The 26263-nt window shown below is 73.5% G+C and carries 31 protein-coding genes and 9 pseudogenes; 21 read left to right on the top strand and 19 right to left on the bottom strand.

Features of this window, described 5'->3' with window-relative positions; translation table 11 throughout:
* Positions 1-32: 32 nt before the first annotated feature.
* Entirely contained in the window at positions 33-368 is a 336-nt protein-coding gene (locus tag U6N30_RS17650) for a hypothetical protein (protein ID WP_324273280.1), read from the top strand.
* Here the strand turns inward: U6N30_RS17650 and U6N30_RS17645 are convergent.
* Genes U6N30_RS17645 through U6N30_RS17635 form a run of 3 tightly spaced genes read right to left on the bottom strand, consistent with a single transcriptional unit; the run spans position 352 to position 1321 of the window.
* A complete protein-coding gene (locus U6N30_RS17645) occupies positions 352-609 on the bottom strand; it encodes a hypothetical protein (protein WP_324273279.1) in 258 nt (85 codons plus the stop codon). The genes U6N30_RS17650 and U6N30_RS17645 overlap by 17 nt on opposite strands.
* Positions 594-797 (bottom strand): RNA-dependent RNA polymerase family protein, encoded by a 204-nt coding sequence (locus U6N30_RS17640; RefSeq protein ID WP_324273278.1) that lies wholly within the window; start codon positions 795-797, stop codon positions 594-596. The genes U6N30_RS17645 and U6N30_RS17640 overlap by 16 nt, the downstream gene beginning before the upstream one ends.
* On the bottom strand, positions 794-1321 hold the full coding sequence (locus U6N30_RS17635; protein ID WP_324273277.1) for a hypothetical protein: 528 nt from the start codon (positions 1319-1321) through the stop codon (positions 794-796). Before U6N30_RS17635 ends, U6N30_RS17640 begins: the two co-directional genes overlap by 4 nt.
* 328 nt (positions 1322-1649) lie before the next feature.
* Here U6N30_RS17635 and U6N30_RS17630 point away from each other — a divergent pair, with 328 nt between their 5' ends.
* From U6N30_RS17630 to U6N30_RS17555, 17 genes and pseudogenes are all read left to right on the top strand, one after another.
* Positions 1650-1964, top strand: a complete 315-nt coding sequence (locus U6N30_RS17630) for a hypothetical protein (protein ID WP_324273276.1) — start codon at positions 1650-1652, stop codon at positions 1962-1964.
* Between the two features lie 91 nt (positions 1965-2055).
* The gene (locus U6N30_RS17625) at positions 2056-2379 is read left to right on the top strand and encodes a GIY-YIG nuclease family protein (RefSeq protein ID WP_324273275.1); all 324 of its coding nucleotides are present in this window, start codon (positions 2056-2058) and stop codon (positions 2377-2379) included.
* A 32-nt stretch (positions 2380-2411) separates the two neighbouring features.
* Positions 2412-2927, top strand: a pseudogene (locus U6N30_RS34100) (UvrB/UvrC motif-containing protein); the annotation flags it as partial.
* A 98-nt stretch (positions 2928-3025) separates the two neighbouring features.
* A pseudogene (locus tag U6N30_RS34095) lies at positions 3026-3136 on the top strand (hypothetical protein); the annotation flags it as partial.
* A 24-nt stretch (positions 3137-3160) separates the two neighbouring features.
* Positions 3161-3844, top strand: a complete 684-nt coding sequence (locus tag U6N30_RS17615) for an excinuclease ABC subunit UvrC (RefSeq protein ID WP_324273273.1) — start codon at positions 3161-3163, stop codon at positions 3842-3844.
* Entirely contained in the window at positions 3844-4095 is a 252-nt protein-coding gene (locus U6N30_RS17610; protein WP_324273272.1) for a helix-hairpin-helix domain-containing protein, read from the top strand. The genes U6N30_RS17615 and U6N30_RS17610 overlap by 1 nt, the downstream gene beginning before the upstream one ends.
* Positions 4092-4892, top strand: coding sequence for an RNase adapter RapZ (rapZ, locus tag U6N30_RS17605; RefSeq protein WP_324273271.1), 801 nt, complete (start codon positions 4092-4094; stop codon positions 4890-4892). The genes U6N30_RS17610 and rapZ overlap by 4 nt, the downstream gene beginning before the upstream one ends.
* A 43-nt stretch (positions 4893-4935) precedes the next feature.
* The gene (locus tag U6N30_RS17600; protein ID WP_324273270.1) at positions 4936-5052 is read left to right on the top strand and encodes a RapZ C-terminal domain-containing protein; all 117 of its coding nucleotides are present in this window, start codon (positions 4936-4938) and stop codon (positions 5050-5052) included.
* Positions 5049-6002, top strand: a complete 954-nt coding sequence (locus tag U6N30_RS17595; RefSeq protein ID WP_324273269.1) for a gluconeogenesis factor YvcK family protein — start codon at positions 5049-5051, stop codon at positions 6000-6002. Before U6N30_RS17600 ends, U6N30_RS17595 begins: the two co-directional genes overlap by 4 nt.
* A gap of 202 nt (positions 6003-6204) precedes the next feature.
* Positions 6205-7071: a DNA-binding protein WhiA gene (gene whiA / locus U6N30_RS17590; RefSeq protein WP_324273268.1), complete on the top strand. Its 867-nt coding sequence runs from the start codon at positions 6205-6207 to the stop codon at positions 7069-7071.
* 342 nt (positions 7072-7413) lie between these two features.
* A complete protein-coding gene (gene gap / locus U6N30_RS17585; RefSeq protein ID WP_324273267.1) occupies positions 7414-8418 on the top strand; it encodes a type I glyceraldehyde-3-phosphate dehydrogenase in 1005 nt (334 codons plus the stop codon).
* Positions 8418-9622: pseudogene (locus U6N30_RS17580) on the top strand (phosphoglycerate kinase). The gene gap and the pseudogene U6N30_RS17580 overlap by 1 nt, the downstream one beginning before the upstream one ends.
* Before the next feature lie 79 nt (positions 9623-9701).
* Positions 9702-10142 carry a triose-phosphate isomerase gene (locus tag U6N30_RS17575; protein WP_324273266.1) on the top strand — a complete coding sequence of 147 codons (441 nt, stop codon included), beginning with the start codon at positions 9702-9704 and terminating at the stop codon, positions 10140-10142.
* Positions 10028-10444, top strand: a complete 417-nt coding sequence (locus U6N30_RS17570; protein WP_324278352.1) for a triose-phosphate isomerase family protein — start codon at positions 10028-10030, stop codon at positions 10442-10444. Before U6N30_RS17575 ends, U6N30_RS17570 begins: the two co-directional genes overlap by 115 nt.
* Before the next feature lie 48 nt (positions 10445-10492).
* Positions 10493-12280, top strand: a complete 1788-nt coding sequence (locus tag U6N30_RS17565; protein ID WP_324273265.1) for an ABC transporter substrate-binding protein — start codon at positions 10493-10495, stop codon at positions 12278-12280.
* Positions 12281-12338: 58 nt separating this feature from the next.
* A pseudogene (gene secG / locus U6N30_RS35525) lies at positions 12339-12570 on the top strand (preprotein translocase subunit SecG).
* 121 nt (positions 12571-12691) lie between these two features.
* Positions 12692-13048, top strand: a complete 357-nt coding sequence (locus U6N30_RS17555) for an RNA polymerase-binding protein RbpA (RefSeq protein WP_479690617.1) — start codon at positions 12692-12694, stop codon at positions 13046-13048.
* A 24-nt stretch (positions 13049-13072) separates the two neighbouring features.
* On the opposite strand, the gene U6N30_RS17550 is transcribed toward U6N30_RS17555, so the two are convergent.
* The 14 genes and pseudogenes from U6N30_RS17550 to U6N30_RS17490 all read right to left on the bottom strand — a co-directional run.
* On the bottom strand, positions 13073-13270 hold the full coding sequence (locus U6N30_RS17550; protein ID WP_324273264.1) for a hypothetical protein: 198 nt from the start codon (positions 13268-13270) through the stop codon (positions 13073-13075).
* Between the two features lie 128 nt (positions 13271-13398).
* The gene (locus tag U6N30_RS17545) at positions 13399-14184 is read right to left on the bottom strand and encodes a PIG-L deacetylase family protein (RefSeq protein ID WP_324273263.1); all 786 of its coding nucleotides are present in this window, start codon (positions 14182-14184) and stop codon (positions 13399-13401) included.
* A 39-nt stretch (positions 14185-14223) separates the two neighbouring features.
* Positions 14224-14463, bottom strand: a complete 240-nt coding sequence (locus U6N30_RS35520) for a 6-phosphogluconolactonase (protein WP_479690516.1) — start codon at positions 14461-14463, stop codon at positions 14224-14226.
* The gene (pgl, locus tag U6N30_RS17540) at positions 14427-14996 is read right to left on the bottom strand and encodes a 6-phosphogluconolactonase (RefSeq protein WP_479690515.1); all 570 of its coding nucleotides are present in this window, start codon (positions 14994-14996) and stop codon (positions 14427-14429) included. Before pgl ends, U6N30_RS35520 begins: the two co-directional genes overlap by 37 nt.
* The gene (locus U6N30_RS17535) at positions 14993-15682 is read right to left on the bottom strand and encodes a glucose-6-phosphate dehydrogenase assembly protein OpcA (RefSeq protein WP_324273262.1); all 690 of its coding nucleotides are present in this window, start codon (positions 15680-15682) and stop codon (positions 14993-14995) included. Before U6N30_RS17535 ends, pgl begins: the two co-directional genes overlap by 4 nt.
* The gene (locus tag U6N30_RS17530) at positions 15577-15807 is read right to left on the bottom strand and encodes a glucose-6-phosphate dehydrogenase assembly protein OpcA (RefSeq protein WP_324273261.1); all 231 of its coding nucleotides are present in this window, start codon (positions 15805-15807) and stop codon (positions 15577-15579) included. Before U6N30_RS17530 ends, U6N30_RS17535 begins: the two co-directional genes overlap by 106 nt.
* Positions 15765-16043, bottom strand: a complete 279-nt coding sequence (locus U6N30_RS17525; protein WP_324273260.1) for a hypothetical protein — start codon at positions 16041-16043, stop codon at positions 15765-15767. Before U6N30_RS17525 ends, U6N30_RS17530 begins: the two co-directional genes overlap by 43 nt.
* Before the next feature lie 67 nt (positions 16044-16110).
* Positions 16111-17329 (bottom strand): annotated as a pseudogene (gene zwf / locus U6N30_RS17520) (glucose-6-phosphate dehydrogenase).
* Between the two features lie 113 nt (positions 17330-17442).
* Positions 17443-17625, bottom strand: a pseudogene (locus U6N30_RS17515) (glucose-6-phosphate dehydrogenase); the annotation flags it as partial.
* 190 nt (positions 17626-17815) lie between these two features.
* Positions 17816-18844 (bottom strand): hypothetical protein, encoded by a 1029-nt coding sequence (locus tag U6N30_RS17510; protein WP_324273259.1) that lies wholly within the window; start codon positions 18842-18844, stop codon positions 17816-17818.
* A gap of 531 nt (positions 18845-19375) precedes the next feature.
* Complete coding sequence (gene tal, locus U6N30_RS17505; protein WP_324273258.1) at positions 19376-20146, bottom strand: transaldolase; 771 nt, start codon at positions 20144-20146, stop codon at positions 19376-19378.
* Between the two features lie 107 nt (positions 20147-20253).
* A pseudogene (locus tag U6N30_RS17500) lies at positions 20254-20475 on the bottom strand (transaldolase family protein); the annotation flags it as partial.
* Positions 20476-20506: 31 nt separating this feature from the next.
* On the bottom strand, positions 20507-22177 hold the full coding sequence (locus tag U6N30_RS17495; RefSeq protein WP_324278350.1) for a transketolase family protein: 1671 nt from the start codon (positions 22175-22177) through the stop codon (positions 20507-20509).
* 110 nt (positions 22178-22287) lie between these two features.
* A pseudogene (locus U6N30_RS17490) lies at positions 22288-22584 on the bottom strand (transketolase); the annotation flags it as partial.
* Positions 22585-23165: 581 nt separating this feature from the next.
* On the opposite strand from U6N30_RS17490, the pseudogene U6N30_RS34080 reads away from it, so the two are divergent.
* Together U6N30_RS34080 and U6N30_RS17475 are read left to right on the top strand one after the other, a co-directional pair.
* Positions 23166-23929, top strand: a pseudogene (locus U6N30_RS34080) (heme o synthase).
* 128 nt (positions 23930-24057) lie between these two features.
* Positions 24058-24342, top strand: coding sequence for a hypothetical protein (locus U6N30_RS17475; RefSeq protein ID WP_324273255.1), 285 nt, complete (start codon positions 24058-24060; stop codon positions 24340-24342).
* Positions 24343-24361: 19 nt separating this feature from the next.
* Here the strand turns inward: U6N30_RS17475 and U6N30_RS17470 are convergent, their stop codons facing one another.
* Entirely contained in the window at positions 24362-24553 is a 192-nt protein-coding gene (locus U6N30_RS17470; RefSeq protein WP_324273254.1) for a hypothetical protein, read from the bottom strand.
* Positions 24554-24629: 76 nt separating this feature from the next.
* Entirely contained in the window at positions 24630-25223 is a 594-nt protein-coding gene (locus tag U6N30_RS17465; RefSeq protein WP_324273253.1) for a COX15/CtaA family protein, read from the bottom strand.
* A 233-nt stretch (positions 25224-25456) separates the two neighbouring features.
* Between U6N30_RS17465 and U6N30_RS17460 the strand changes: the two genes are divergently transcribed.
* Complete coding sequence (locus tag U6N30_RS17460) at positions 25457-26215, top strand: helix-turn-helix transcriptional regulator (RefSeq protein WP_324273252.1); 759 nt, start codon at positions 25457-25459, stop codon at positions 26213-26215.
* Positions 26216-26263: the final 48 nt, after the last annotated feature.

Here is a 26263-nt window from a genome sequence, read left to right as displayed (position 1 = left end):
AGTCGATCCGCGCGGCCTGGGCGCGCAGGCGCGTGCCGAAGGCCGGGTCGACCGAGGCCGCCCACGCCACCCGGCCGAGCACATGGTCGCGGAAGGTCGACGGGTCGCGGTCGCGCACCTGGGTGGCCCAGCCGTGCGTCGCGCAGTTGTGCAGCAGGGCGCGGAGGGCGTCCCGCTCCGGACGCGGCAGGGTCGGCCGGACGTTCACCACGGTCCCGAGCACCGACTGGCGCCGGGCCGACGACGTCGACCGCGTCTTCGGCTGGTTCAGCGCGAACCCCTCCTCGGCGACGATCTCCGCGGCCAGCCGCTCGAACCGGCCCCGGTCGATCCCCGGGTTCCCGCTGAAGGTCAGGTCGTCCACGTAGCGGGTGTAGGCGGCTCCGAACGACGCCGCCAGTCCGTCGAGGCGGCGGTCCAGCCGGAAGCACACCAGGTTCGCCAGGGCCGGTGAGGTGGGCGCCCCTGGGGCAGGTGCGGCACCGCCAGCCGCCGGCCCAGGCGGTGGTGCCGGTCGACAGCATCGGGCACATCGCCCGGCACCGGCATCCGCTGCCACACCGAGTGCGGCACGACGGTGGTCACCAGGCCGGTCACCGTGCGCGCCACCGGCTCGGGGAGTCCCCCACCGACCGCAACAGCGCGTGCACCCGTTCGGCGGCGATGCTCGCGAAGAACGACTCCAGGTCCAGTTGCAGCACCCGGGCGGCCCCGGCGTGCGGGATCACCGCCGTGCGCACCGATCGCCCCGGCACGGACCCGTGGGCCGACTCGTGCACCGGCAGGGGTCCGATCACGTGCCGCAGCAGCCGCCGCTGCGCCTCCTTGAGCCGCGGCTTGGGCGCCGCGAGCAGTCGGCCTCCGACCGCCGTCCACCGGTAGTGCCGCAGCGGCTCGGGCACCGTGCGCTCGAGCCGGTGGGTGTCGGCGAACCAGGCCAGCTCGCCGGCGTCCAGGTCGAGCAGCCGGGCCAGCGCCGCCGGGTCGGGGAGGTCGGCGACCCCGTACGGGCGGCGGACGGCCGCGGTGGGAGTCGGCTGCCAGCGGACGATCCGCGGCTGAGGGACGACGGTCCACCCGCGCGCCCACCCTCCGTCGTCCGGACGAAGCCGGCGAGCTCCCGCGGCCGGTCCACCGGCGCGTCGCGGTAGGCGGCCAACACCTCGCCGACCAGCGTGCCCACCCAGCGAGGGGCCCGGGCCAGCCCGAGGGCGACCGCCGTGCGGCGGACCATCTCCTTGCGGCGCCAGCGTCCCGCCAGCAGCGCGGTGGCGATGCCCGCTGCCGTTCCGGCGGCCCGTCGCTCGGTCGGTGCGGTCACCGGGAACGTGCGCGGCGGAGCGGGCAGCCAGCCCCTGATCGAGGCGCCATCAGGTGCGCGGAGCGCACGGCCTGGCGGTTGACGAGATGCTCGGGAACAGTGCGATCCCCGGGGTTGCCCCGGGTGAACCGGTCTTCACCGGTCGTCCTGCCCGCCCCGCCGCGCACCCGGCCACCGTAGGGGTTCGGCCCTGCTGTCCGCAGCCACCGTGGGCGGCGGTGCGATGGCCCGTACGGGCGAGCTCTTGAGCTGCGACCGGTCGGACGCCTATGGTCGTGTGACCGACATCACCCTGGGTCGCCGACCGGTGGCCGTGAGGAGGCAGCTCATGACCGCGCTCACGCCCGGCTGCGACCCCGACATGTCGGTCACCGGAGCGCCCTTCGGACCGGTGTCCGGTGGCGGTCCGCGCCTGCGCTCCGGAGTGGTCCTGCTCGCCGCCGTCGGCGTCGCCGTCCTCGTCGCCCTCACCGATGCGGTGCCCGGGCTGATCGCCGTCCCGCTGCTGGTCGTCGGGGTGCTCTGCGCGGTGGCCCTGGTGGCGCGAGGGGTCCGGCTCGGGCAGCGCGCCGGCTCGGCCGCCGCGTCCTCGGCCGCGCGGGCGCTGCACCGCCCACGTCCGCTGCCCACCGCGGTGCCCTGACCCGCGACGGATCGCACGCCCCGTCGCCGGCGCTGAGGCGGACGCGTCCGGTGCCCGACGGCCTGTCGGTGCCGCGACCTAATGTGGGGGCATGGCCGATCCGTCCACGTACCGCCCGGCGGTCGGCAGCATCCCCGAGTCCCCGGGTGTGTACCGGTTCCGCGACCCCAGCGGCCGGGTCATCTACGTCGGCAAGGCCAAGAGCCTCCGGCAGCGGCTGAACAGCTACTTCGCCGACGTCGCGGGCCTGCACCCGCGCACCCGCCAGATGGTCACCACCGCGGCGAGCGTGGACTGGACCGTCGTCGGCACCGAGGTCGAGGCCCTCCAGCTCGAGTACAACTGGATCAAGGAGTTCGACCCCGCTTCAACGTCCGGTACCGGGACGACAAGAGCTACCCCTCGCTGGCCGTGACCCTGAACGAGGAGTACCCGCGGCTGCAGGTCATGCGGGGCCCCAAGCGCAAGGGCGTCCGCTACTTCGGCCCCTACGCGCACGCGTGGGCCATCCGCGAGACGCTCGACACGCTCACCCGCGTCTTCCCGGCCCGGACCTGCTCCAACGGGGTGTTCAAGCGGGCCGGCCAGATCGGTCGCCCTTGCCTGCTCGGCTACATCGGCAAGTGCTCGGCGCCCTGCGTGGGCCGGGTCAGCGCCGACGAGCACCGCGACATCGTCGACGACTTCTGCGACTTCATGGCCGGCAAGACCGAGTCGATGATGAAGCGGCTCGAGCGGGAGATGACGGCGGCGTCGGAGGCGCTGGAGTTCGAGAAGGCGGCGCGGCTGCGCGACGACCTCGGCGCGCTGCGGCGGGCGCTGGAGAAGCAGGCCGTCGTCCTCGGTGACGGCACGGACGCCGACGTCGTCGCCTTCGCCCAGGACGAGCTGGAGGCCGCGGTCCAGGTCTTCCACGTCCGGGGTGGGCGGGTGCGCGGTCAGCGCGGCTGGATCGTGGACAAGGTCGAGGCGGTCACCACCGGCGAGCTGGTCGAGCAGTTCCTGCTCCAGGTCTACGGCGGCGTCGACGAGCAGACCGGTGTGGGGAGGCCGGGGAGGCGGTGCCGCGCGAGGTGCTCGTCCCGGAGCTGCCGGACGACGCCGACGTGTACGTCGAGCTGCTGGAGGAACTGCGGGGCGGCCGGGTGTCCCTCCGGGTGCCCCAACGAGGCGACAAGCGGAGCCTGCTGGAGACCGTGGAGCGCAACGCCAAGGAGGCGTTCGCCCGGCACCGGGTGAAACGGGCCAGCGACCTCACCGCCCGCTCCCTGGCGCTCGCGGAGCTGCAGGAGGCGCTCGAGCTGCCCGACGCGCCGTTGCGCATCGAGTGCATCGACATCTCGCACGTCCAGGGCACCAACGTGGTGGCCAGCATGGTGGTCTTCGAGGACGGGCTGGCCAAGAAGTCCGACTACCGGCGGTTCTCCGTGGCCCAGGGAACCGACGACACCGCCGCCATGGCCGAGGTGGTCCGCCGCCGGTTCGCCCGCCACCTCAAGGAAGAGGCCGACCGCCGCGACGAGCAGGGGATCGCGGCGGAGGAGGGCAGGCCGCGGCGGTTCGCCTACCCGCCGAACCTCCTGGTGGTCGACGGCGGCGCACCCCAGGTGGCGGCGGCCAGCAGGTCACTGACGGAACTCGGCATCGTGGACGTCGCCGTCTGCGGGCTGGCCAAGCGCATGGAGGAGGTGTGGCTGCCCGGGGACAGCGATCCGGTGATCCTGCCCCGCACCTCCGAGGCGCTCTACCTCCTCCAGCGGGTCCGGGACGAGGCGCATAGGTTCGCGATCACGTACCACCGGCAGAAGCGGTCCACCAGCATGCTGGTGTCGATGTTGGACGACGTCCCCGGCCTGGGGAGTCGCGGCGGAAGGCGCTGATGAAGCAGTTCGGTTCGCTCAAGCGGCTGCGGGCCGCCACCGTCGAGGAGCTGACGGCGGTGCCCGGCATCGGACGGCGCACGGCCGAGGCGGTGCAGGCGGCCATCGCGCTCCCGGCGGGCGAGGACCCGGCCCAGGTCGGGACGGACGACCTCGCGGAGACCACGACCGCGCCCCAGGGGCCCGCCGAGCGGGGCGCCGCCCGCGACGGCTCCGGCCACACCGCCGAGGTCGGTCGGGTTGCCTCGTGACGCCTGACGGCGCACCGCAGACCCACGTCGCCGGCGCCGGTGAACCCGCCGGGCCGCAGAGCGACGTCGCACCCGGCCTCGACCAGGCGACGACGGAGGTGCAGCCCCTGGAGGTCGTCGTCGTCACCGGGCTCTCCGGCGCGGGGAAGCTCAGCGCCGGCCGGGTCCTGGAGGACCTCGGCTGGTTCGTGGTCGACAACCTCCCGCCGGCGCTGCTCCAGCCGATGGTCGAGCTGGGTGCGCGCGGCGACATCCGCCGCTTCGCGGCCGTCGTGGATGTCCGCAGCCGTGCCTTCTCGAGCGACCTCCAGGAGTCGATCCGGGTGCTGGCCGATGCGGGCAACCGGCCCCGGGTGATCTACGTGCACGCCCGGGACGAGGTCCTGGTGCGCCGCTACGAGTCCGTCCGGCGCGAGCACCCGCTGCAGGGCAACGGGACGCTGATCGACGGGATCTCCGCCGAGCGCACGCTGCTCACCGGGATCGCCGGCGACGCGGACCTGTGGGTGGACACCAGCGACCTCAACGTCCACCAGCTGCGCGCGACCCTGGAGAACGCCTTCGCCCGCGAGGGGCGCACGCAGCCGCTGACGGCGACGGTCATGAGCTTCGGCTTCAAGTACGGCCTGCCGCTCGACGCCGACCTCGTCATCGATGCCCGGTTCCTGCCGAACCCGCACTGGATCCCCGAGCTGCGCCCGAAGACCGGCCAGGACGCCGAGGTCAGCGCCTACGTGCTGGGTCAGGACGACGCGGGGAGTTCCTGGACCGCTACACCGACGTGCTGCGGCTGCTGATCCCCGGGTACCGCCGCGAGGGAAGCGCTATCTCACCCTCGCCGTGGGCTGCACCGGCGGCAAGCACCGCAGCGTGGCGATCGCGGAGGAGTTCGCCCGCCGGCTCGCCGGGGAGGGGCTGACCGCCGCGGCCCGGCACCGCGACCTGGGCCGCGAGTGACGGGCGGGGAGCCCCGTGTCGTCGCCTTCGGCGGCGGTCACGGGCTGGCCGCGGCCCTGGCGGCGTGGCGGCGGATCACCACCGAGCTGACCGCCGTGGTCACCGTCGCCGACGACGGCGGCTCCTCCGGCCGGATCCGGCGCGAGATGCCCGTGCTGCCGCCCGGCGACCTGCGGATGGCCCTGGCGGCCCTGGCCGGCGACAGCCCACGGACGGTGGAGCTGGCCGCGCTCCTGCAGCACCGGCTGGGCGGCACCGGCGTCCTGGCGGGGCATCCGGTGGGCAACCTCATGCTCACCGGACTGGCCGAGATGCACCGCGGGGACGTCACCCGGGCCCTCGACGAGCTCGGCGAGCTGCTCGGCTGCGCCGGTCGGGTGCTGCCGATGGCCGACGTGCCGCTCGACCTCGTGGCCCGGGTGGAGACCACCGACCCCGACGACCCGGAGCGCAGCCGCACCATCCGGGGACAGGTCGCCATCGCTGCCACCCCGGGACGCGTTCGCGAGATCCTCGTCTCCCCGCCGGACCCGCCGGTGCACCCTGCCGTGCTCGAGGCGATCGCGGCGGCGGACGTCGTCTCGCTCGGCCCGGGTTCCTGGTACACCTCCGTGCTGCCGCACCTCCTCGTCCCGAAGCTGCGTGCGGCGCTGGCTGCCGCCCAGGCCCGCGTCGTGGTGGTGCTGAACCTGGTGCCCCAGCCGGGCGAGACCGACGGCTTTTCACCGGAGGAGCACCTGACCGTGCTGCGAGCACATCTGGGCGGGGTGGCGTTGCACACGGTGATCGCGGATGCTGACTCGGTGGTTGACCGTCGTGGTCTCCTGTCTGCGGTGCGCGAGTGCGGCGCCGAGCTGGTTCTGGCTCCGGTCGCCGAGCTCGACGGCGCACCACGGCACGATCCCGCGCGACTGTCCGCTGCGCTGGCCTCCGTGGTCGGCGCACGGTGAGGGAGTACGGGTGTCCGATCGGGTATCGGAACTGACGGCGACAGCTTTCGATCCTGGGCGGTCGGTACAAGGGGAAGGGGACGCCGAACATGGCGATGACCGCAATGGTCAAGGACGAGCTCTCACGGGTCGAGTGCACGAAGACCTCGGAGCGCAAAGCGGAGGTCACCGCGTTGCTGCGCTTCTCGGGGGCCTGCACATCGTGGGCGGGCGAGTGGTCATCGAGGCCGAGCTCGACACGGGCTCGGTGGCCAGACGCCTGCGCCGCGACATCAGCGAGGTCTACGGCTACACGAGCGGGGTGAGCGTGCTGGCCGGCGGCAACATCCGCCGCGGCGTGCGCTACCTCGTGCGGATCGCCAAGCACGGGGAAGGGCTGGCCCGCCAGACCGGGCTGGTCGACCAGCGCGGCCGGCCGGTCCGCGGACTGCCGCCCTCGGTCGTCTCGGGTGGCATCAACGACGCCGAGGCCGCCTGGCGCGGAGCGTTCCTGGCGCACGGCTCGCTCACCGAGCCCGGCCGGTCCTCCTCGCTGGAGGTCACCTGCCCCGGTCCCGAGGCCGCCATGGCGCTCGTCGGCGCCGCCCGCCGCCTGGGCATCCCGGCGAAGGCCCGCGAGGTCCGCGGCGCCGACCGGGTCGTCATCCGGGACGGCGACGCGATCAGCGCGCTGCTGACCCGTATGGGCGCCCACGACGCCGTCCTGGCCTGGGAGGAGCGGCGGATGCGCCGCGAGGTCCGGGCCACGGCCAACCGGCTGGCGAACTTCGACGACGCCAACCTGCGTCGTTCCGCCCGCGCCGCGGTGGCAGCCAGCGCCCGCGTGGAGCGCGCCCTGGAGATCCTCGCCAACGACGCCCCGGAGCACCTGCTCGTCGCCGGGCGCCTGCGGCTGGAGTTCGGCCAGGCCTCGCTGGAGGAGCTCGGGCAGCGCGCCGATCCGCCGATGACCAAGGACGCTGTTGCCGGGCGCATACGGCGTCTGCTCGCGATGGCCGACAAGCGCGCCAAGGACCTCGGCATCCCGGACACCGAATCCGTCGTCACCGACGACATGCTCGCCCAGTAGCAGCGAAGGGCCACGCTTTCCCCACGCCTCGCACGCTCGGCGCGGGCCCTTGAAGCGTGGCCGCTCCAGCACCTCGCGTGCGGACAGGCCCGTCGCCCTCCGGGGGTGACGGGCCTGTTCCGTCCCGGGTGCGGGCCGCCCGTCCGACGTCCTACCTCACGGTTCGGGGACCTCCCTCGCGGTCGACCATGAGGGAGCCCCCATGTTGATCAGGGAACCTGATCATCATGGGGGCTCCTCGGTCGACTGGGCGGCGGGAGCCTCGTCGGGCGCGGACCGATAGGGTTTCCGGTGAGCGAGGCCGCACCCCCGACGCGCGGCCCTGACGACGTGGAGGCTGTTGTGACGGTCCGGGTAGGCATCAACGGATTCGGCCGGATCGGCCGCAACTTCTGGCGGGCCGCCGAGGCCAGCGGCCAGGACATCGAGATCGTGGCGGTCAACGACCTGACCAGCAACGAGGCCCTGGCCCACCTGCTCAAGTACGACAGCATCCTGGGCGTCCTCAAGCAGGACGTCGCCGCCGACGGCGACGGCATCACCATCGGCGGCACCAAGATGACGGTGCTCTCCGAGCGCGACCCCGCGAACCTGCCCTGGGCCGACCTCGGTGTCGACGTCGTCGTCGAGTCCACCGGCTTCTTCACCAAGGCCGCCGACGCCCGCAAGCACGTCGACGCCGGCGGTGCCAAGAAGGTCATCATCTCCGCCCCCGCCAGCGACGACGACATCACCATCGTCATGGGCGTCAACGACGACCTCTACGACGGCTCGCAGACGATCATCAGCAACGCGTCCTGCACCACGAACTGCCTGGCGCCACTGGCCAAGGTCCTCAACGACGCGTTCGGCATCGAGCGCGGCCTGATGACCACGATCCACGCCTACACCGCCGACCAGAACCTGCAGGACGGCCCGCACAAGGACCTGCGCCGCGCCCGCGCCGCCGCCCTCAACATGGTTCCGACCTCGACCGGTGCCGCGAAGGCGATCGGCCTGGTCCTGCCCGAGCTCAAGGGCAAGCTCGACGGCTACGCGATCCGCGTCCCCGTGCCCACCGGCTCGGCCACCGATCTCACCGTCCAGCTGACCCGCGAGGCGTCGGCCGAGGAGATCGACGCCGCCTACCGCGAGGCCGCCGCCGGGCCGCTCGGGAAGTACCTGACCTACACCGACGCCCCGATCGTCTCCTCCGACATCGTCACCGACCCGTCGTCCTGCATCTACGACGCGAAGCTGACGAAGGTCTTCGGCAACATGGCCAAGGTGCTCGGCTGGTACGACAACGAGTGGGGCTACTCCAACCGGCTCGTCGACCTCACGACCCTGGTGGGCTCGAAGCTCTGATGCGGAGCGTCGACGACCTCATCGCCGAGGGCGTCTCGGGTCGGCGCGTGCTCCTGCGCGCCGACCTGAACGTCCCGCTGGACAAGCAGACCGGCGCGATCACCGACGACGGCCGGATCCGTGCGAGCCTGCCGACGTTGCAGGCGCTCCGCGAGGCCGGCGCCCGGGTCGCGGTCGCCGCGCACCTCGGCCGGCCCAAGGGCGCGCCCGATCCGCAGTTCTCCCTCGCGCCGGTCGCGGCGCGGCTCGGTGAGCTGCTGGATGCCTCCGTGCCGCTGGCCGCCGACGTCGCCGGCGACGACGCGCGCGCCAAGGCGGCGGCGCTCGCCGACGGCGACGTGCTGCTGCTGGAGAACGTCCGCTTCGAGGCCGCCGAGACGTCGAAGGACGACGCCGAGCGGGGCGAGCTCGCCGACCGGCTGGCCGCCCTCGCGGACGTCTACGTCGACGACGCCTTCGGGGCGGTGCACCGCAAGCACGCCTCGGTGTTCGACGTCGCGCAGCGGCTGCCGCACGTGGCCGGCCGCCTGGTCGCCCGCGAGCTCGAGGTCCTCACCCGCCTGACGACGGACCCGGAGCGGCCCTACGTGGTCGTCCTCGGCGGTTCCAAGGTCAGCGACAAGCTCGCCGTCATCGAGGCCCTGCTGCCAAAGGTCGACCGGCTGCTGGTCGGCGGCGGCATGTGCTTCACGTTCCTGGCCGCCCAGGGCCACGGTGTAGGGACGTCCCTCCTCGAGGCCGACCAGGTGGACACCTGCCGGCGGCTCCTTGCCGACGCGGGCGACCGCATCGTGCTGCCGGTCGACGTGGTGTGCGCTCCCGAGTTCAGCGCCGATGTCGAGACCACCGTCGTCCCGGTCGACGCGATCCCGGACGACCAGATGGGCCTGGACGTCGGCCCGCGCACCGTCGAGCTGTTCGGCTCGACGCTGGGCGATGCCCGCACCGTCTTCTGGAACGGCCCGATGGGCGTCTTCGAGCTCGCCCCTTCCAGGCCGGGACCCGGGGCGTCGCCCAGGCCGTCGCTGCCGTGGCCGGACTCTCGGTCGTCGGTGGCGGTGACTCCGCCGCCGCGGTCCGGCAGCTGGGGCTGGACGAGGAGAGCTACGGGCACATCAGCACCGGCGGCGGCGCGTCGCTGGAGTACCTCGAGGGCCGGGAGCTCCCGGGCCTCGCGGTCCTGGCCGACGGATCGGGGCAGTGATGGCGCGCAAGGGCTCGGCCCCGAAGCGGGGGCCTTCCAGGGCGGTGACCGGCGCACGCTCATCGCCGGCAACTGGAAGATGAACATGACCCACCTCGAGGCCATCGGTCTCGTGCAGAAGCTCGCCTTCACCATCCGCGGCCCGGTGCTCGACACCGCCGAGGTCGTCGTCCTGCCGCCGTTCACCGCGCTGCGCAGCGTGCAGACGCTGGTGACCGGCGACAAGCTCGACGTCGGTTTCGGGGCGCAGGACCTGTCGGCCCACGACTCCGGTGCCTACACCGGGGAGGTCAGCGGGGCGATGCTCGCCGCACTGGCCTGCCAGTACGTCACCGTCGGCCACCCGAGCGCCGCGCCCTGCACGCCGAGGACGATGCCGTCGTCGCCACCAAGGCGCAGGCCGCCCTGCGCCACGGGATCGTCCCGATCGTGTGCGTCGGGGAGGGGCTGGAGATCCGTCAGGCGGAGGAGCACGTCCTGTACTGCACGGCACAGCTGGACGCCTCGCTGGAGGGGCTGACCGCCGAGCAGGTCGCGGGGCTGGTCGTCGCCTACGAGCCGGTCTGGGCGATCGGTACCGGCGAGGTGGCCACGCCGGACGATGCGCAGGAGGTCTGCGGGGCACTCCGGTCGCGGCTCGCCGAGCGGTTCGGCCCGGAGACGGCCGCTTCCGTCCGTATCCTCTACGGCGGGTCGGTGAAGGCCGCGAGCACGGCCGGGATCCTGGCCGGGCCGGACATCGACGGTGCCCTTGTCGGCGGCGCCAGCCTGGACGCCGACGAGTTCGCGCAGATCTGTCGGATCGCCGCCGACGGCAGCTGAGCCCCGCTGCCGCCGCCGGCGGCAACGAGTGGGGGCGGGCAGCAGGCAGTGGAGAGCACCCAGGAGCGGCGGAGCGGCCGGCTCCCGGCGTGGGCCCGCGGGTGGTCCCGCCGGCGCATCCTCGCCGCGGCCGCCGTCGTGCTGCTGGTGGTCGTCGTCGCGGTCAGTTGCGGTGGCGGGGCCGGCGGCCGGGCGGACGTCCCGATCGTCGAGGGGAGTCCGGACGCCGGGGTGACCGGCGTGCGGGCGCCGTCGACCGAGTCGGGTGGAACGCTGCGGGCGGTGTCGGCCGAGATCGACAGCCTGGACCCGCAACGGTCCTACCTGCCGGGTGTGTGGAACCTGATGCGGCTCTACACCCGCACCCTGGTGACCTACTCGTCCGAGCCGGGCCGCACCGACGAGGTGGTGCCGGACCTGGCCACCGACCTCGGCACGGTGTCGGAGGACGGTCTGAGCTGGACGTTCACCCTGCGCGAGGGCGTGCTGTTCGAGAACGGGCGGCCGATCACCGCGCAGGACGTCAAGTACGGGATCCAGCGGTCGTTCGCCTCGGACGTGGTCGTCGGTGGCCCCACCTACGTCGTCGACCTGTTCGACGACCCGGCCAACCCGTACCCGGGGCCCTACTCCACCGAGGAGGACGACCCCGACCTCACCTCCATCGAGACCCCGGACGAGCGGACGATCGTCTTCCGGCTCCGGGCGCCGCAGCCGGACCTGCCGTTCGTCCTGGCGCTGCCCTCCAGCAGTCCGGTGCCTGCGGAGGCCGACACGCGCGGTGACTACGGCGCCGACCCGGTGTCCTCGGGTCCGTACGCGATCACCTCCGTCGACCCGGCCACGGGGATCCTGCTCGAGCGCAACCCGCACTGGAACGCCGACACCGACGACGTCCGCACCGCGCTGCCCGACCGGGTCGTCGTCCGCACGGGGTTGAACGGTGTCGAGCGGGACCAGGCCCTGCTGGCCGGGTCCGCCGACATGGACATCACCGGGACCGGCGTCCAGCCGGCCACGACGTCCCGGCTCGCGGCCGACGAGGACCACCCCGTGCGCGACCGCATCGACGACACGACCACCGGCGCGCTGCGGTTCCTGGCCATGCCGACGGACGTGGCGCCGATGGGCAACGCCGACTGCCGGGCGGCGGTCGCCGCGGCCGTGGACCGTGCCGCGGTGCAGCGGGAGCTCGGCGGAGCGGTCAACGCGGTGCGGCGCTCGGTCCTGTGGCCGCGCGGTCTGGACGGCGGGCCCGAGGACCCCGACCCTCGGCCCGACCTCGCCGCCGCCCGGGCGTCACTGGCGGCGTGCGGCCAGGCGGACGGGTTCAGCACCGTCCTGGCCGTGGCCGACACGCCGTCCGGCGTCCAGGTCGCCGATCTCATCGCCGGGCAGCTCAGCGAGATCGGGATCCAGGTGGAGGTCCGGCCGCTGAGCGCGACCAGCTTCTACGCCACGGACGTCGGCGATCCCGGCAGCGTGGCCGCCAACGGCTACGGGCTCGTCCTCGCCACCTGGGCGGCGGACTTCCCGACGCCGGCGTCGTTCCTGGTGCCGCTCGTCGACGGCCGCAGCATCCGTGCCGTGGGCAACACGAACTACGCCCGCCTCGACGACCCGAACATCAACGCACTCGTGGACGCCGCCCGGGGGCCGGTGACCCCGCCGCCTGGGGGAGGTCGCCGCCGCTGCCGGCGCGACGTCGGTGTACGTGCCGCTGGCGGAGACGCGGATCCAGCTGCTGGCCGGTCAGCGCCTGCGCAACGGCGTGCTGATGCAGCCGTACAGCGGCTACGACCTCGCCACCGCCGGCGTCCAGTGAGCGTCGGATAGGCTCGCAGACCAGAGTCCGGTGTCGTCCTGCCGGCCGCCTAGCCTGGAGAAATTCGTCATGGAGCTGGTCCTCAACGTGCTGCTGGTGCTCACCAGCGTGCTCCTCATCGTCCTGATCCTGCTGCACCGGGGCAAGGGCGGTGGGCTGTCGTCCATGTTCGGGGGCGGTGTCGTCGTCGCTGAGCGGCTCCTCCGTGGTCGAGAAGAACCTGAACCGGCTCACCGTGTTCTGCGCGCTCATCTGGACCGTCTGCATCATCGGGCTGGGGATCCTGCTCAAGGTCGGCTGAGAAGGGGCGCTACCGCCCCGTACGAGCACGTGGCCCCATCCGGAGCGAAAACGTGATCGGAAAAGGCCTGCCCAGGCCCTAGACTGCCCGGGCGGCCGTGATCTGCCGCACTCCGGTGTCGATGCAGGGGGCGCTCGTGGCTGGTGGAAACGCGATCCGGGGCACCCGGGTCGGAGCAGGTCCGATGGGTGAGGCGGAGCGCGGCGAGGCCGCACCCCGCAACCGCATCCCGTTCTGGTGCGCGAACCTGCACGAGACGCGGGTCGCCTTCGCCTCGGACGCCGACGTCCCGGAACTGTGGGACTGCCCCCGCTGCGGGCTCCCGGCCGGGCAGGACCGGCAGAACCCGCCGCCGGCGCCGCGGACCGAGCCGTACAAGACCCACCTTGCCTACGTCCGTGAGCGGCGCAGCGACGCCGACGGTGACGCGCTCCTCGAGGAAGCCCTCACCCGGCTGCACCAGCGCCGCGGCGCCTGACCGGTACCGACCGCAGCCGAGCCGTCAGGCCCGGCGCTGTCCGGGGACCGGTGACCGCGTGACCCACCGGGCGGTGTGCACGTCCCAGTACTCCGTGGCCGGCCGGGTGCGGCGGCCCGACTGCTGCCCCGGCCAGGCGCCGTTGCGGGCCGGCTCGGTGCGGGGCCCCGGGATCGCGCCGGTCGACCGGCTCTCCCGGGTGGTGTCGTGGTCGACGGTCATCAGGCGCTCCTGGCTGGGACGGCGACCCCGTTCGCGCGGGGCCGGCGGCAGCATCCCGCCGCTCGCCGGGCAGCGGAGCCCCGCGCGGCACCGGGACACGTGCACATCGCGCTGGGGGCCGCCGGTCGCTACCCGGTGTGCACGCCGAGCTCCACCCGGGCGAGGTGATCGGCGGTCAGGAAGGCGCGGCGCAGCTCGGGGCTGAGTCCGTCGAACGGCGACACCTGCGATCGGTGTTCGGCGATGGCTGCCTCCCGCCGGTCCAGCACCGCGCTGGTGTCAAGGACGTCGGTGATGTCGGCGTCGTCCCGGCCGAGCGTCGCCGGGTCCAGTGCGTGGTAGGCGGTGTCCGGGCGCACGGCTTGCATCTCCGCCAGCCACCGGCGGAGCAGCCCGTTGGGCAGGCAGTGCTCGACCAGCAGGGGACGGCCGTCAGCCCGTCGGTGGGCCGCCACGGCCTGCCGTGCGGCGGCACGGATGAGCACGTGGTCGCGGTGCCCGTCGCTGCCGTCGAGGACGAGCACCACCTCCGGGTCCACCTCCCGCAGCAGATCGGTGAGGACGCCGGCCACCTCGTCCAGAGGCGTGGCGCAGAGCGAGCCGGTGGGAGGGGCGCCGTCGAACCCCGAGTCGCGGTAGCCGAGCAGCTCCACCCGGGCGATCCCGAGCCGCGTGGCCGCGCGGTGCAGCTCGCCTTCCCGGACCACTCCGAGGTCGACCCCGTCCGCGGAGCCGGGAACCGGCTCGCCGGCCTCGCCTCGCGTCGCGCAGGCCAGCGTCACCTGGGCGCCGTGCACCGCCGCGTACGCGATGGCGGAGCCACATCCGAAGGACTCGTCGTCGGGGTGCGCGACGGCGACCAGCCACCGGTCGCCGCTGCGGACGTCGACCAGCGCATCTCGGGTGTCGGCCATCGGACCTCCGCAGCAGATCCCGGGGCCGACCTACGCCGGTCAGCCGGGTGGTGCCGGGAGCCTGCTCGCCGCGGCGCTGTCGAGCAACCACCTGGTCGCCCGCAGGCCGCGGACGCCCGCCGCCGGGAGGCGCCCGGGCTCTGTTCCTTCGCGCAGTGCCTCGGCGACCGCGGGGGCCTTGGCCTCGCCGGAGACCAGCAGCCACACCTCCTCGGCGGCGTTGATGGCCGGGAAGCCCAGGCTCACCCGGGTCGGCGGGGGCTTGGGGCAGTCGCGCACCGCGAGCACTGGTCGTTCGTCCCGGACGGCGGGGAGTCGGGGAAGATCGACGCGACGTGCCCTTCCGGGCCCATGCCGAGGAGCAGGACATCGAGTCGAGGGAAGGCGTGCCCCTCGGGCGCGGCGGCGGACAGCTCCGCGGCGTACCAGGCCGCGGCCTCCTCCGGCTCCGCGAACTCCCCGTCCGACGGCGGCATGGCATGCACCTGCCCGGCCGGTACCCCGACGGCGTCCAGCAGGGCGCGACGGGCGGCCTTCTCGTTGCGTTCGTCGTCGTCGGCCGGCACGAACCGCTCATCGCCCCACCAGACCTGCACCGCCGTCCAGTCGACGGCCTCCCGCACGGGCTCGGCGGCCAGGCCGGCGACCTGCTCCAGGACCGCGGTCCCGATGCCCCCTCCGGTCAGCACGACCGACGCCGACCCGCGCACGGCCTGCGCCGCCGCCAGGCGGGCCACCAGGGCCTCGGCGACCGTCCGCGCCAGGTGCTCGGCGTCCGGCACGACCACGACGTCCGGTTCGGGAAGGCTCACGAGTCGCCGGCCGGCTTCGCCGCGCGCTTGCGGGGCCGTGGGCCGTCGCCGTCCGGGGGATCGGCCGGGTCGAACCAGACGTGCTCCCGGTCGGGCGACCGGGCTGCCAGCCCGGTGGCGCCGGTCGCGGTCTCGAGCGCCTCGCTGTAGGGCTCGTCGCGGTCCAGCCGGCGCAGCTCCTCGCTGAGCAGGTCACCGAGCGGCCGGTCGGGGAGCGCGACGCCCGCGTCGGGCCGGTAGGGCTGGGTGATGACCGCCCCGCCCTTGCGGTCGGCGCGGATCTGCACCTCTTCGTCCTGGTCCAGCTGCAGGGCCACGGAGTCCACGCCGCTGGACCCGGGCTTGCGACCGCCGTCCTCGACGGTGATGGGGCAGCCGCACCGCGAGGAGAGCCAGCCGGCCAGCAGCTGCGCGGTCGGGTTGGTCGAATCGCCCTCGATCCGCCCACCGTGCACGTGCACCGGTTCGTTGCGCCGCCCGGACACCGAGTCGAGGGTCGAGGCGAGCGTCGTGCGCCACGGGGTGCTGCGGGTCCAGGCGAGGTCGGTGTCACCGGGTGCGTAGTCCTCGGCGCGGGTCTTCAGGGCGGCGAGCGGGTCGTCGGCGAGCGAGGTGTCGGTGATCCGCCGGTGAGCGAAGACCGCCAGCGCGTCGGTGGCCAGCCGGTCCGGGGAGCGGCGTGCCACCAGGCGACGACGGGGGCGTCGGCGGCCAGCAGCGGCAGGACGACGGACTCCGCGTGCAGGCCGAGCCGCCCGTACATCCGCATCACCACGGCCTCGCCGGGTCCGAGCCGCCCACCGATGAGCACCTCGGCGTCCAGGCGGGGGCCGGCGCCTCGAGCTGGCGGCGGACGACGACCAGCAGCCGGCAGGGGTGGGCCTCGGCCGCGTGGGTCGCGGCCTCCTCGGCCTCGGTCACGCGGCTCTCGTCGGCGATCACGACCAGGGTCAGGGCCACGCCGGAGAGCACGGCCCCGCCGGTGCGCCGCTGCGCGGCCAGCTCCTTCACGACGGCCGAGCCGGTGGTGTCCCAGAGCGTCGTCATGGCGTCTCCTCGGGTCGCTCGGTCGGTGGGGAAGTGTCTCGGCGGGAGGGTGGGAGAGGGTCCCGCCTCATGGTCGGCGCCACCGGCGACCCTCGGCGTCGAGCATCTCCTCGGCCGCCCGCGGTCCCCACTCGCCGGCCCGGTAGGAGTGGGGCGTGGTGCCCGCCCAGAACTCCTCGAGCGGGTCGATCACCGCCCAGGAGGCCTCGACCTCGGCGTTCCGGGGGAACAGCGTCGCGTCGCCCAGCAGGACGTCGAGCAGCAGGCGCTCGTACGCCTCCGGACTGGTCTCGGTGAACTGCTCGCCGTACAGGAAGTCCATCGAGACGTCGCGGACCTCCATGACGCTGCCCGGAACCTTCGACCCGAACTTGAGGGTGACCCCTTCGTCGGGCTGCACCCGCACGACGAGCTGGTTGTTGCCCAGCTCCTCGGTGTCCGTCGCGGCGAACGGCAGGTGCGGCGCGCGCTTGAAGACCAGCGCGATCTCGGTGACCCGGCGGGGAGCCGCTTGCCGGTGCGCAGGTAGAAGGGCACCCCGGCCCAGCGACGCGTCTCCACACCGAGCCGGACGGCGGCGAACGTCTCGGTCGTGGAGTCGGGGTCGACGCCTTCCTCCTGGCGGTACCCGTTCACCCGCTCCCCGGCCAGCCAGCCCTGCTCGTACTGACCCCGGACCGCGAACGCGCCGAGGTCCTCGGGGATCGAGATGGCCCGCAGCACCTTGAGCTTCTCGGTGCGGATCTCCTCGGCGGAGAACTCGACCGGCTCCTCCATGGCGGTCAGCGCGAGGAGCTGGAGCAGGTGGTTCTGCAGCACGTCGCGGGCGGCGCCGGTCTTCTCGTAGAACTGCGCCCGGCCGCCGATCCCCACGTCCTCGGCCATGGTGATCTGCACGGAGTCGACGTTCTGCGCGTTCCAGATCGGCTCGAACAGGCTGTTGGCGAAGCGCAGCGCCAACAGGTTCTGGACGGTCTCCTTGCCCAGGTAGTGGTCGATGCGGAAGACGTCCTCGGCGCTGAAGACGGAGTCCACCAGCTCGTTGAGCTCGCGGCTCGACGGCAGGTCCTCCCGAAGGGCTTCTCGACCACCACCCGCCGCCACCGGTCCGGCGTGCTCTCGGCCATCCCGGTGCGCTGCATCTGCTTGAGCACGGTCGGGAACATGGCCGGCGGGATGGACAGGTAGAAGGCGGCGTTGCCCCCGATGCCGTGCGAGCCCTCCAGCTCGCCGAGGGTGGCGGCCAGCTGGTCGAAGGCGTCGTCGTCGTCGAACGAGCCCTGCACGAAGGTGATGTCGGCAGCCAGCTGCTCCCACACGTCCTCGCGCCAGGGGTGCGGGCGTGCTGGCGGGCGGCGTCGCGGGACAGCTCGGCGAAGTCCTGGTCGTCCCAGTCGCGGCGGGCGAAGCCGAGCAGGGCGAAGTTGGTGGGCAGCAGCCCCCGGTTGGCCAGGTCGTACACCGCCGGCAGCAGCTTCTTGCGGGCGAGGTCACCGGTGATGCCGAAGACCACGAGCGCGCACGGCTCCGGCACGCGGGGCAGCCGCCGGTCCCGCGGGTCGCGCAACGGGTTGGGGATCATCTCGGGCCGCGGAGCGGGACGGAATCATGTCGGTCCTCGAGGTCGGAGGGGATCGCCGTCGTCCGGCCCGGCGATGGGCCGGACGACGGGGATCAGGACTCGGGTCGTGCGGCTGTAACCATGGTGCTCGATCCCCGGTGGTCTCAGCCGAGCGCCGACAGCAGCTGGCCGATCCCGGCGGCGCGGTCGGTCAGGTGCAGGTGCAGCAGCGGACGGTCGCGGTCGGCCAGCGCCTTGCGGTCGCCGGCGGCCTGGGCGGCCTGGAGCGTCCCGAACGTGAACGGCTGGCCGGGCACGGGCAGGTCACCATCGACGACCCCGGTGAGCTGGAGGAAGGCGCCGACCTGTGGCCCACCCTTGTGGTACTGCCCGGTGGAGTGCAGGAAACGCGGGCCCCAGCCGAAGGTGACGGCCCGCTCGGCCCGCCCGGCGAGCGTGGCCCGCAGGTTCTCGGCGCTCGCGTCCTGCTGACGGTCGAGGTAGGCCATGACGGCCAGGTAGCCGCGCGGGGGATGGCGGCCAGCAGGGCGTCGACCGCGAGGGAGACCCCGTCGTGCGAGGACAGGTCGACGCCGTCCAGCACGCCACCGCTGCCGCGGACCTCGATCGCGCCGATCGTCGCAGCGGGCTGCTCGTCGGGCAGGCCGTCGCCGAGGATCCGCTGGGTGTTCTCCTTGCTCTCGGTGACGTTGGGCTGGTCGAAGGGGTTGATCCCGAGGATCCGGCCGGCCACCGCGGTGGCGTACTCCCAGCCGAGGAACTGCGCACCCAGCGGTCCGGCGACCGTCAGCGAGGGCTCGGTGCCCGGGGCGTCGGAGCCGACGACCGCGAGCAGGACGTCGGGGCCCGAGGAGCCCGGCGCGTCGACGGACTCGAGGACGACCGGCAGGATCCCGCGCCCCTCCTTGCCGGTGGACTCGGCGATCAGCTGCTCGGCCCAGTCGCCGAAGCCCGGCAGGTCGGCCCCGGCGCTCTCGCCACCGGCACCGGCCAGCGCCAGCTTGTCGCGGCCCGCGCGGAAGCCCGCTCCCAGCGCGATCCCGAGCTCCAGCGCCGCGTTGCCCGGGTCGGCGAGCGTCCCGGCCAGCTCCTCCGCCTCGTCGAGCAGCGCGCCGACGTCGACGCCGGCGAGGGCCGACGGCACCAGCCCGAAGGCCGACAGCGCGCTGTAGCGGCCACCGACGTTCGGGTCGGCGAGGAACACCGCGCGGGCGCCCATCGCCGAGGCCGTCTCGGAGAGGGGAGTCGGGATCGGTGACGACGACGAAGCGCCGGCCGACCTCCTTCTCGTCCAGGCCGGACTCGGCGAACGCGGCCATGAACGCCCGACGCTGGCTGTCGGTCTCCACCGTGCCGCCGGACTTGGAGCTGACGACGACCACGGTGCGGTCCAGGTCCGCCATCGCCGCGGTCACCTGGCCGGGGTCGGTGGTGTCCAGGACGACCAGGGGGACACCCGCCGTCCGGCAGATGACCTCGGGCGCCAGCGAGGAGCCGCCCATGCCGCAGAGGACGATCCGGTCCAGGCCCTCGCCGGCCAGCTCCGCCCGCAGGTCCGCCAGCCGGGAGACGAGCTCGCGGGAGGTGGCCGGCAGGTCCAGCCAGCCGAGGCGGATCGCCGACTCGCTCTCGGCTTCCGGACCCCACAGGGTGGCGTCCTTGCCGACCAGCCGCGCCGCGACGTCGTCCTCGGTGAGCGGGCCGCGGACGGAGTCGGGGACGTCCAGGCCCCGGACGCTGACCGACAGGCTCATGCCTTGTCCTCGAGCTCCGTGCGCACCGACTCGGTCAGCTCGTCCCAGGAGTCGACGAACTTCTGCACGCCCTCCTCCTCCAGGACCCGGAAGACCTCGTCGAGGTCGACGCCGGCGTCCGCGACGGCCGTCATGACGGCCGTCGCGTCGTCGTAGGCCTTCTGCACCGGCGTTCCGGCGGCGCCGTGGTCGGCGTAGGCCATCATCGTCTTCTCGGGCATGGTGTTGACCGTGCCGGGGGCGATGAGCTCGCTGATGTACATCGTGTCGGAGTACTCAGGGTTCTTCACCCCGGTCGACGCCCACAGCGGCCGCTGCCGCGCCGCTCCCTGGGCCTCCAGCGCCCGCCAGCGGTCGGAGGAGAAGACCTCCTCGTACGCCTGGTAGGCCAGCTGCGCATTGGCGATGCCGGCCTTGCCCTTCAGCGACGCGTCAGCGCCGGCCTTGTCCAGGCGCTTGTCGATCTCGGAGTCGACCCGGGAGACGAAGAACGACGCCACCGACGCGATGCCCTCCAGCGAGCCACCCTCTGCTGCCCGCTTCTCCAGGCCGGAGAGGTAGGCGTCCATCACCGCGCGGTAGCGCTCGAGGCTGAAGATCAAGGTGACGTTGACACTGATGCCGTTGGCGATCGACTCGGTGATCGCGGGCAGACCCGCCTCCGTCGCCGGGATCTTGATGTACAGGTTCGGCCGGTCGACCAGCCACCACAGGTGCCCGGCCTCGGCGGCCGTGGCGTCGGTGTCGTGCGCCAGGCCCGGGGCCACCTCGAGGGAGACCCGGCCGTCGCCGGGGAGGCCTCGGCCACGGGGGCCAGCAGGTCGCAGGCGTCCCGGACGTCGGCGGCGGTGATCGTCCGCAGGGCCTCCTCGACGCTCACCTTGCGGACCGCGAGGGCGTGCAGCTGGTCGTCGTAGGAGTCCGACCCGCTGATCGCCGCGGCGAAGATGGTCGGGTTCGTCGTGACGCCGACGACGGAGTACTCGTCGACGAGGGACTGCAGGTTGCCGCTGCGGATGCGGTCCCGGGAGAGGTCGTCCAGCCAGACGGCCACCCCTGCCTCGGAGAGCTCGGCCAGATTCGGGTTCTGTGCCATGTCACTGCCTTTCGGGCTGGGTGGTGCGGGGTTAGCGGTCGCCGGTGGGGTGCGGGAGTCCGCCGGTTGCGCGGACGGGGCCCGCCGGGACGCCGGGACCGGACGCGGCGGCCTCGATGCTCTCGCGGGCGGCGGCCACGACGGCTTCGTCGGTGAGGCCGAACTTCTCGTAGAGGACGGTGTAGGGGGCGCTGGCGCCGTAGTGGGTGAGTCCCACGATCCGGCCGGCATCGCCGACGAACTCGCGCCAGCCCATCGGCACGCCGGCCTCCACGCTGACGCGGGCGCGGACGGTGGGCGGGAACACCTCGTTCTTGTAGGCGTCGTCCTGCTCGGCGAACCACTCGACGCAGGGCACCGAGACCACCCGCGTGGGGATTCCGTCGGCCTCGAGCCGGTCACGGGCGGCCATGGCGATCTGCACCTCGGAGCCGGTCCCCATCAGGATCACCTCGGGGGTGCCGCCGGAGGCCTCGTTGGATGCAGGGGCCAGGACGTAGGCGCCGCGGGCCACGCCCTCGGCGGAGCCGGCGTCGCCGCGGTCGAAGACCGGCAGGTTCTGCCGGGACAGCAGCAGCCCCGCCGGGCGGTCGTTGTTCTCCAGGACCGTGCGCCAGGCGACGGCGACCTCGTTGGCGTCCGCGGGGCGGACGACGTCCAGGCCGGGGATGGCGCGCAGCGCGGCGAAGTGCTCGATGGGCTGGTGCGTCGGGCCGTCCTCGCCGAGGCCGATCGAGTCGTGCGTCCAGACGTAGGTGACCGGCAGCTGCATCAGCGCTGCCAGACGCACGGCGCCGCGCATGTAGTCGGAGAAGGTCAGGAACGTGCCGCCGTAGACACGGGTGCCACCGTGCAGCGCGATGCCGTTCATGATCGCGCCCATGGCGTGCTCGCGGACGCCGAAGTGGAGGATGCGGCCGTAGGGCCCGCCGCTCCACATCTTGGTCTGGCGACTGGCGGGCACGAACGACGGTTCGCCCTTGACGGCGGTGTTGTTGCTCTCGGCCAGGTCGGCCGACCCGCCCCACAGCTCGGGGAGCTCGGGGAACAGCGCCGCGAGCACCTCGCCGGACGCCTTGCGCGTGGCCACGCCCTTCCGATCGGCGTCCCACGACGGCAGCTTCTGGGCGAAGCCCTCCGGCAGGCTCCGGGTCGTCATCCGCTCCAGCAGCGCGGCGCGGTCCGGGTTGGACTGCTGCCAGGCGTCGAAGTCCTCCTGCCAGGCGGCGTGGGCCTCCTGGCCGCGGTCGACGGCCGTGCGGGCGTGCTCGATGACCTCGGGCGCCACCTCGAAGGTCTGCTCGGGGTCGAAGCCGAGGATCTCCTTGGTGGCCTTGACCTCGTCGTCGCCGAGGGCCGAGCCGTGCGCGGCGCCGGTGTTCTGCTTGTTGGGCGCGGGCCAGGCGATGATCGTCCGGAGCACGATGATCGAGGGCCGGGAGGTCTCGGCCTTCGCGGCGGCGAACGCGGCGTCGACCGCGGCCAGGTCCTCGCCGTCGTCGACGTGCTGCACGTGCCAGCCGTAGGCCTCGTAGCGCTTGCCGACGTCCTCGGTGAAGGCGACCGTCGTGTCGTCCTCGATGGAGATCCGGTTGTCGTCGTAGACGAGGACCAGGTTGCCCAGTTCCTGGGTCCCGGCCAGGGACGACGCCTCGCCGCTGACGCCCTCCTCGAGGTCACCGTCGGAGGCGAACGCCCAGATGGTGTGGTCGAAGAGGCTCTCCCCTCGGGGGTGTCCGGGTCGAACAGGCCGCGCTCGCGGCGGGCGGCCATCGCCATGCCGACGGCGTTGCCGACGCCCTGGCCGAGCGGGCCGGTCGTCGTCTCCACGCCGGGCGTGTGGTTGACCTCGGGGTGGCCGGGCGTCAGAGAACCCCAGGTCCGCAGTGCCTTGAGGTCGTCGAGCTCGAGGCCGTAGCCCGACAGGTAGAGCTGGACGTAGAGCGTGAGGCTCGAGTGGCCCATCGAGAGCACGAACCGGTCGCGGCCGACCCAGTTCGGATCGGTCGGGTCGTGGCGCAGCCACTTCTGGAAGAGCAGGTAGGCCGTCGGCGCCATGCTCATCGCGGTGCCGGGGTGGCCGTTGCCGACCTTCTGGACGGCGTCCATGGCCAGGATGCGGGCGGTGTCGATCGCGCGGCGGTCCAGGTCGCCGAAGCCGTCCGGGAGAGTGGGTCGCGGCTCGGTCGGGCTGCCGGTGGGGCTGTCGGTGGCCGCCTCGGCGGGGGCTTCGGACCGGGTGCTCTGCGTCATGTGCTGGGTGCTCCCTCGAGATCTGGCCCTGGAAATGGCCCTGCGTGGTGCGGTCGGCGTCCGGGCGGGGCCCGCGCTGGACCGGCGGCGCGCCGTCGTCGTCGACGACAGCCCTACCCGCTGCACACGCAGCAACAACGCGTTCAACCCTAGTCATCCGCACTCGTCCCGCGACGTGACCGGTGCGCCCTCCCGGCTACAGTGGCTCGCGTTCCCCGTCCTCGGTTCGAAGAGGCCCCCTTGCTGTTCAGCCGGTCGGCAGTGCCCTGCGATGCGCGCGCCCGCGCGCACGAGGGCACCCGGTGACGGCGCTGTCGACGCGCCGGGCCGATCCGGAACGGCGTCCTCCCAGCGCCCTCCGCGCACGGGTCACCGCTTACGTGGCCCTGACCAAGCCGCGGATCATCGAGCTGCTGCTGGTGACCACGGTCCCGGCGATGATGCTGGCGGCCCGCGGCTGGCCGTCGCTGTCGCTGCTGCTGCTCACCCTGCTCGGCGGCACCCTGGCCGCGGGCGCGGCGAACGTCTTCAACTGCTACGTCGACCGGGACATCGACCGGTTGATGCAGCGCACCCAGAAGCGGCCGCTGGTGACCGGTCAGGTGACACCGCGTGCGGCGCTGGTCTTCGGGTCCGTCCTGACGGTCACGTCCATCGTGCTGCTGGCGCTGACCACCACGCCGCTGGCCGCCGCGCTGGCGGCGGCGGCGATCTTCTACTACGCCGTCCTCTACACGATGGTGTTCAAGCGGCACACCCGCCGCAGCACCGAGTGGGGCGGCGTCCCGGGGCGGCGCCGGTGCTGATCGGCTGGGCCGCGGTCACCGGGTCGCTGGACTGGCCGGCCGTCGTCGTCTTCGGCGTCGTCTTCTGCTGGCAGATGCCGCACTTCTGGGCGCTGGCGCTGCGGTTCAAGGACGACTACGCGCGGGCCGACGTCCCGATGCTGCCGGTCGTCACCACCGCGGTCTCGGTCGGCCGGCAGAGCGTGGCCTGGGCCTATGCGACCGTCGCCGTGTCGTTGTCGCTGTGGCCGATCGCGGCCGACTACGGCATCGGGCTCGGCTACACGATCGCCGCTGCCCTCCTGGGGGCTGGTTCGTCGTCGAGGCGCACCGCCTGCTGCGCCGGATCGTGCGCGGCGGCGACTTCAAGCCCATGCAGCTGTTCCACGTCTCGATCTCGTACCTGGCGCTGCTGATGGTGGCGATCGTCGTCGACGCCATCGTCTGAGCAAGGACCACCCTTCCCCCACGCCTCGCACGCTCGGCGTGGGCCCCTGAAGGGCGGCCGCTCCATGACGTCGCCAGCGGCGGTAGCTTCCGTGCCGTGCGGAGGGACCTCGCGAACGCGCGGATGGGTCAGCTGGTCGGGGCCGACGGCCGGACGTACGCACTGAGGACGACGGGGCTCGAACCGGCCGAGGTCGAGGCACTGATCGAGGCCGGCTGGCCGGTGGTCACCTACTTCGCGGGCGGGCGGCTGGTCTGGCACGACGAGGGGGACGCCTGGCCGGCGTGGGCCGACGCCCGCAGCGCCCCGGAGACGGTGACCAACGGCCACTGGGAGTCACCGGACGGATCGCTCGCCGTCGTCCTCGTCTGGCACGAGTGAGCGCCCGGCCGGTCGCCGCTCAGCGGGTGGCGGCGGCCGCTTCGGTCGTCGTGCTGAGCGGCAACTCCGACGCCGGGCCGCGGACCGACCACACCAGTCGCGCGGTGTACGCGGTGATCAGCACGGCGCCGAGCATGTGCAGCAGCACCAGCGCGATCGGCAGGTCGGTGAAGTACTGCACGTACCCGATGACGCCCTGCGCGAGCTGCACGATCAGCAGGTCGCGAGCGGCCCGGCGGACGCGGCTGGGGAGTCGGTGGCGTGGAGGGCCACGAGCAGCGCGACGGTCAGGCCGAGGAGCAGGAAGACGACGTCGGCGTGGAGCTGGCTGACCAGCTCGGGGTCGAACCCCATCCGGACCGGCCCGGCGTCCGGGTCGTCCGGCACGTCGCCGCTGTGCGGGCCGCTGCCGGTGACGACGGTGCCGAACACCAGGACGACGGCGGTGACGGCTGCGATGCCGTTGACCAGCAGCACGAAGGGACGGCGCAGCAGCGGCCGGCCGACCCCGGTTCGCGCGAGCGCAGCCACAGCGTCGTCGCCAGCGCCACCAGGAGTGCCGACACGAGGAAGTGCGCGGCCACCGTCCACGGGTTGAGGCCGGTCAGCACGGTGACGCCGCCGAGCGCCGCCTGCGCAGGGATGCCGAGGAACGTGAGGACGGCGAGGGTGCGCAGGTCGCGCCGCGGCGCGCGCCACACGGCCACGACGGTCGCGATGGCGACCGCGGCCAGCACGAAGGTGAGCAGCCGGTTGCCGAACTCGATGGCGCCGTGGCCGGCCAGCTCCGGGGTCGCCACGAAGCTCTCGTCGGTGCAGCGCGGCCACGTCGGGCACCCCAGCCCCGAGCCGGTCAGCCGGACCAGCCCGCCGGTCACCACGATCAGCCCGTTGGCGACGGCGTTGAGCAGGGCGATCCGGGAGACGGTCGCGGGGAGAAGGAGGTGGGCAGGCCCGGCACGGCCCCGATGCTATGCGGTGGCACCGTCGGCACGGCTCCCTGCTGTGGTCACGGCGCCGCAGCCGCGTGAGCCTGCTCACGGGCGGTCCCTGTGGCGGCTGTTCTTAGGTTGACCTTGCTTGCGGCGTTCCCGATATAGGACACACTTGTGTTGTGGAAAGCGCTGGGTCGGTCGAGGAGCGGGCACACCCGCGCGCGTCGGCGACCGCCGACGACGGGCGTACCCGCGACCGCGTCAGCAGCCTGCTCCTCGAGCACGGGCCGCAGACCGCCACCGAGCTGGCCGCCCGCCTCGGCATCTCGCCGGCCGCCGTCCGCCGGCACCTGGACTCCCTCGTCGCCGCGGGCCGGCTCGAGGAGCGGCTCACGCGGGACGCCCACCGTGGCCGCGGCCGGCCCGCCCGCCGCTTCCACCTGACCGATGCCGGACGGTCGGCCTTCCCGCACGCCTACGACGACCTCGCGCTGACCGCCCTGCGCTACGTGGCGGCGTCCGGTGGGCCCGACGCCGTCCGCGCCGTCGCCGAGCAGCAGCTCGCCGGGCTGGAACGCCGCGCGTCCGACGCCGTCCAGCAGGCCGTCGACGCCCGTCCGGACCAGCCGGTGGACCGGGCGCAGGCCCTCGCCGCCGCCCTCACGGCGGAGGGCTACGCTGCCACGGCCTCGGCGATCTCCGGCGGGGGCAGCTCTGCCAGCACCACTGCCCGGTGGCGCACGTGGCCGCGGAGTTCCCCAGCTGTGCGAGGCCGAGACCGCGGTGATCGGCCGGCTCGTGGGCACCCACGTCCAGCGGCTGGCCACGATCGCCCACGGCGACGGGATCTGCACCACGCACATCCCCGGGCCACTGCGCAGCCAGAACCACACCCGCGCGGGGAACAGATCAGCCCCCGCACGCCCTGTACCAGGTGAGCGAGCAGCGCCGCACCGCGAGCGCCCCGCACCGTCCACCACGAGCAC

This window comes from Blastococcus brunescens, from assembly GCF_035320885.1.
GTDB classification, from domain to species: Bacteria; Actinomycetota; Actinomycetes; order Mycobacteriales; family Geodermatophilaceae; genus Blastococcus_B; species Blastococcus_B brunescens.
The sequence above is the reverse complement of the archived record's forward strand: the minus strand, read 5'-3'. Positions and strand labels throughout refer to the sequence as shown.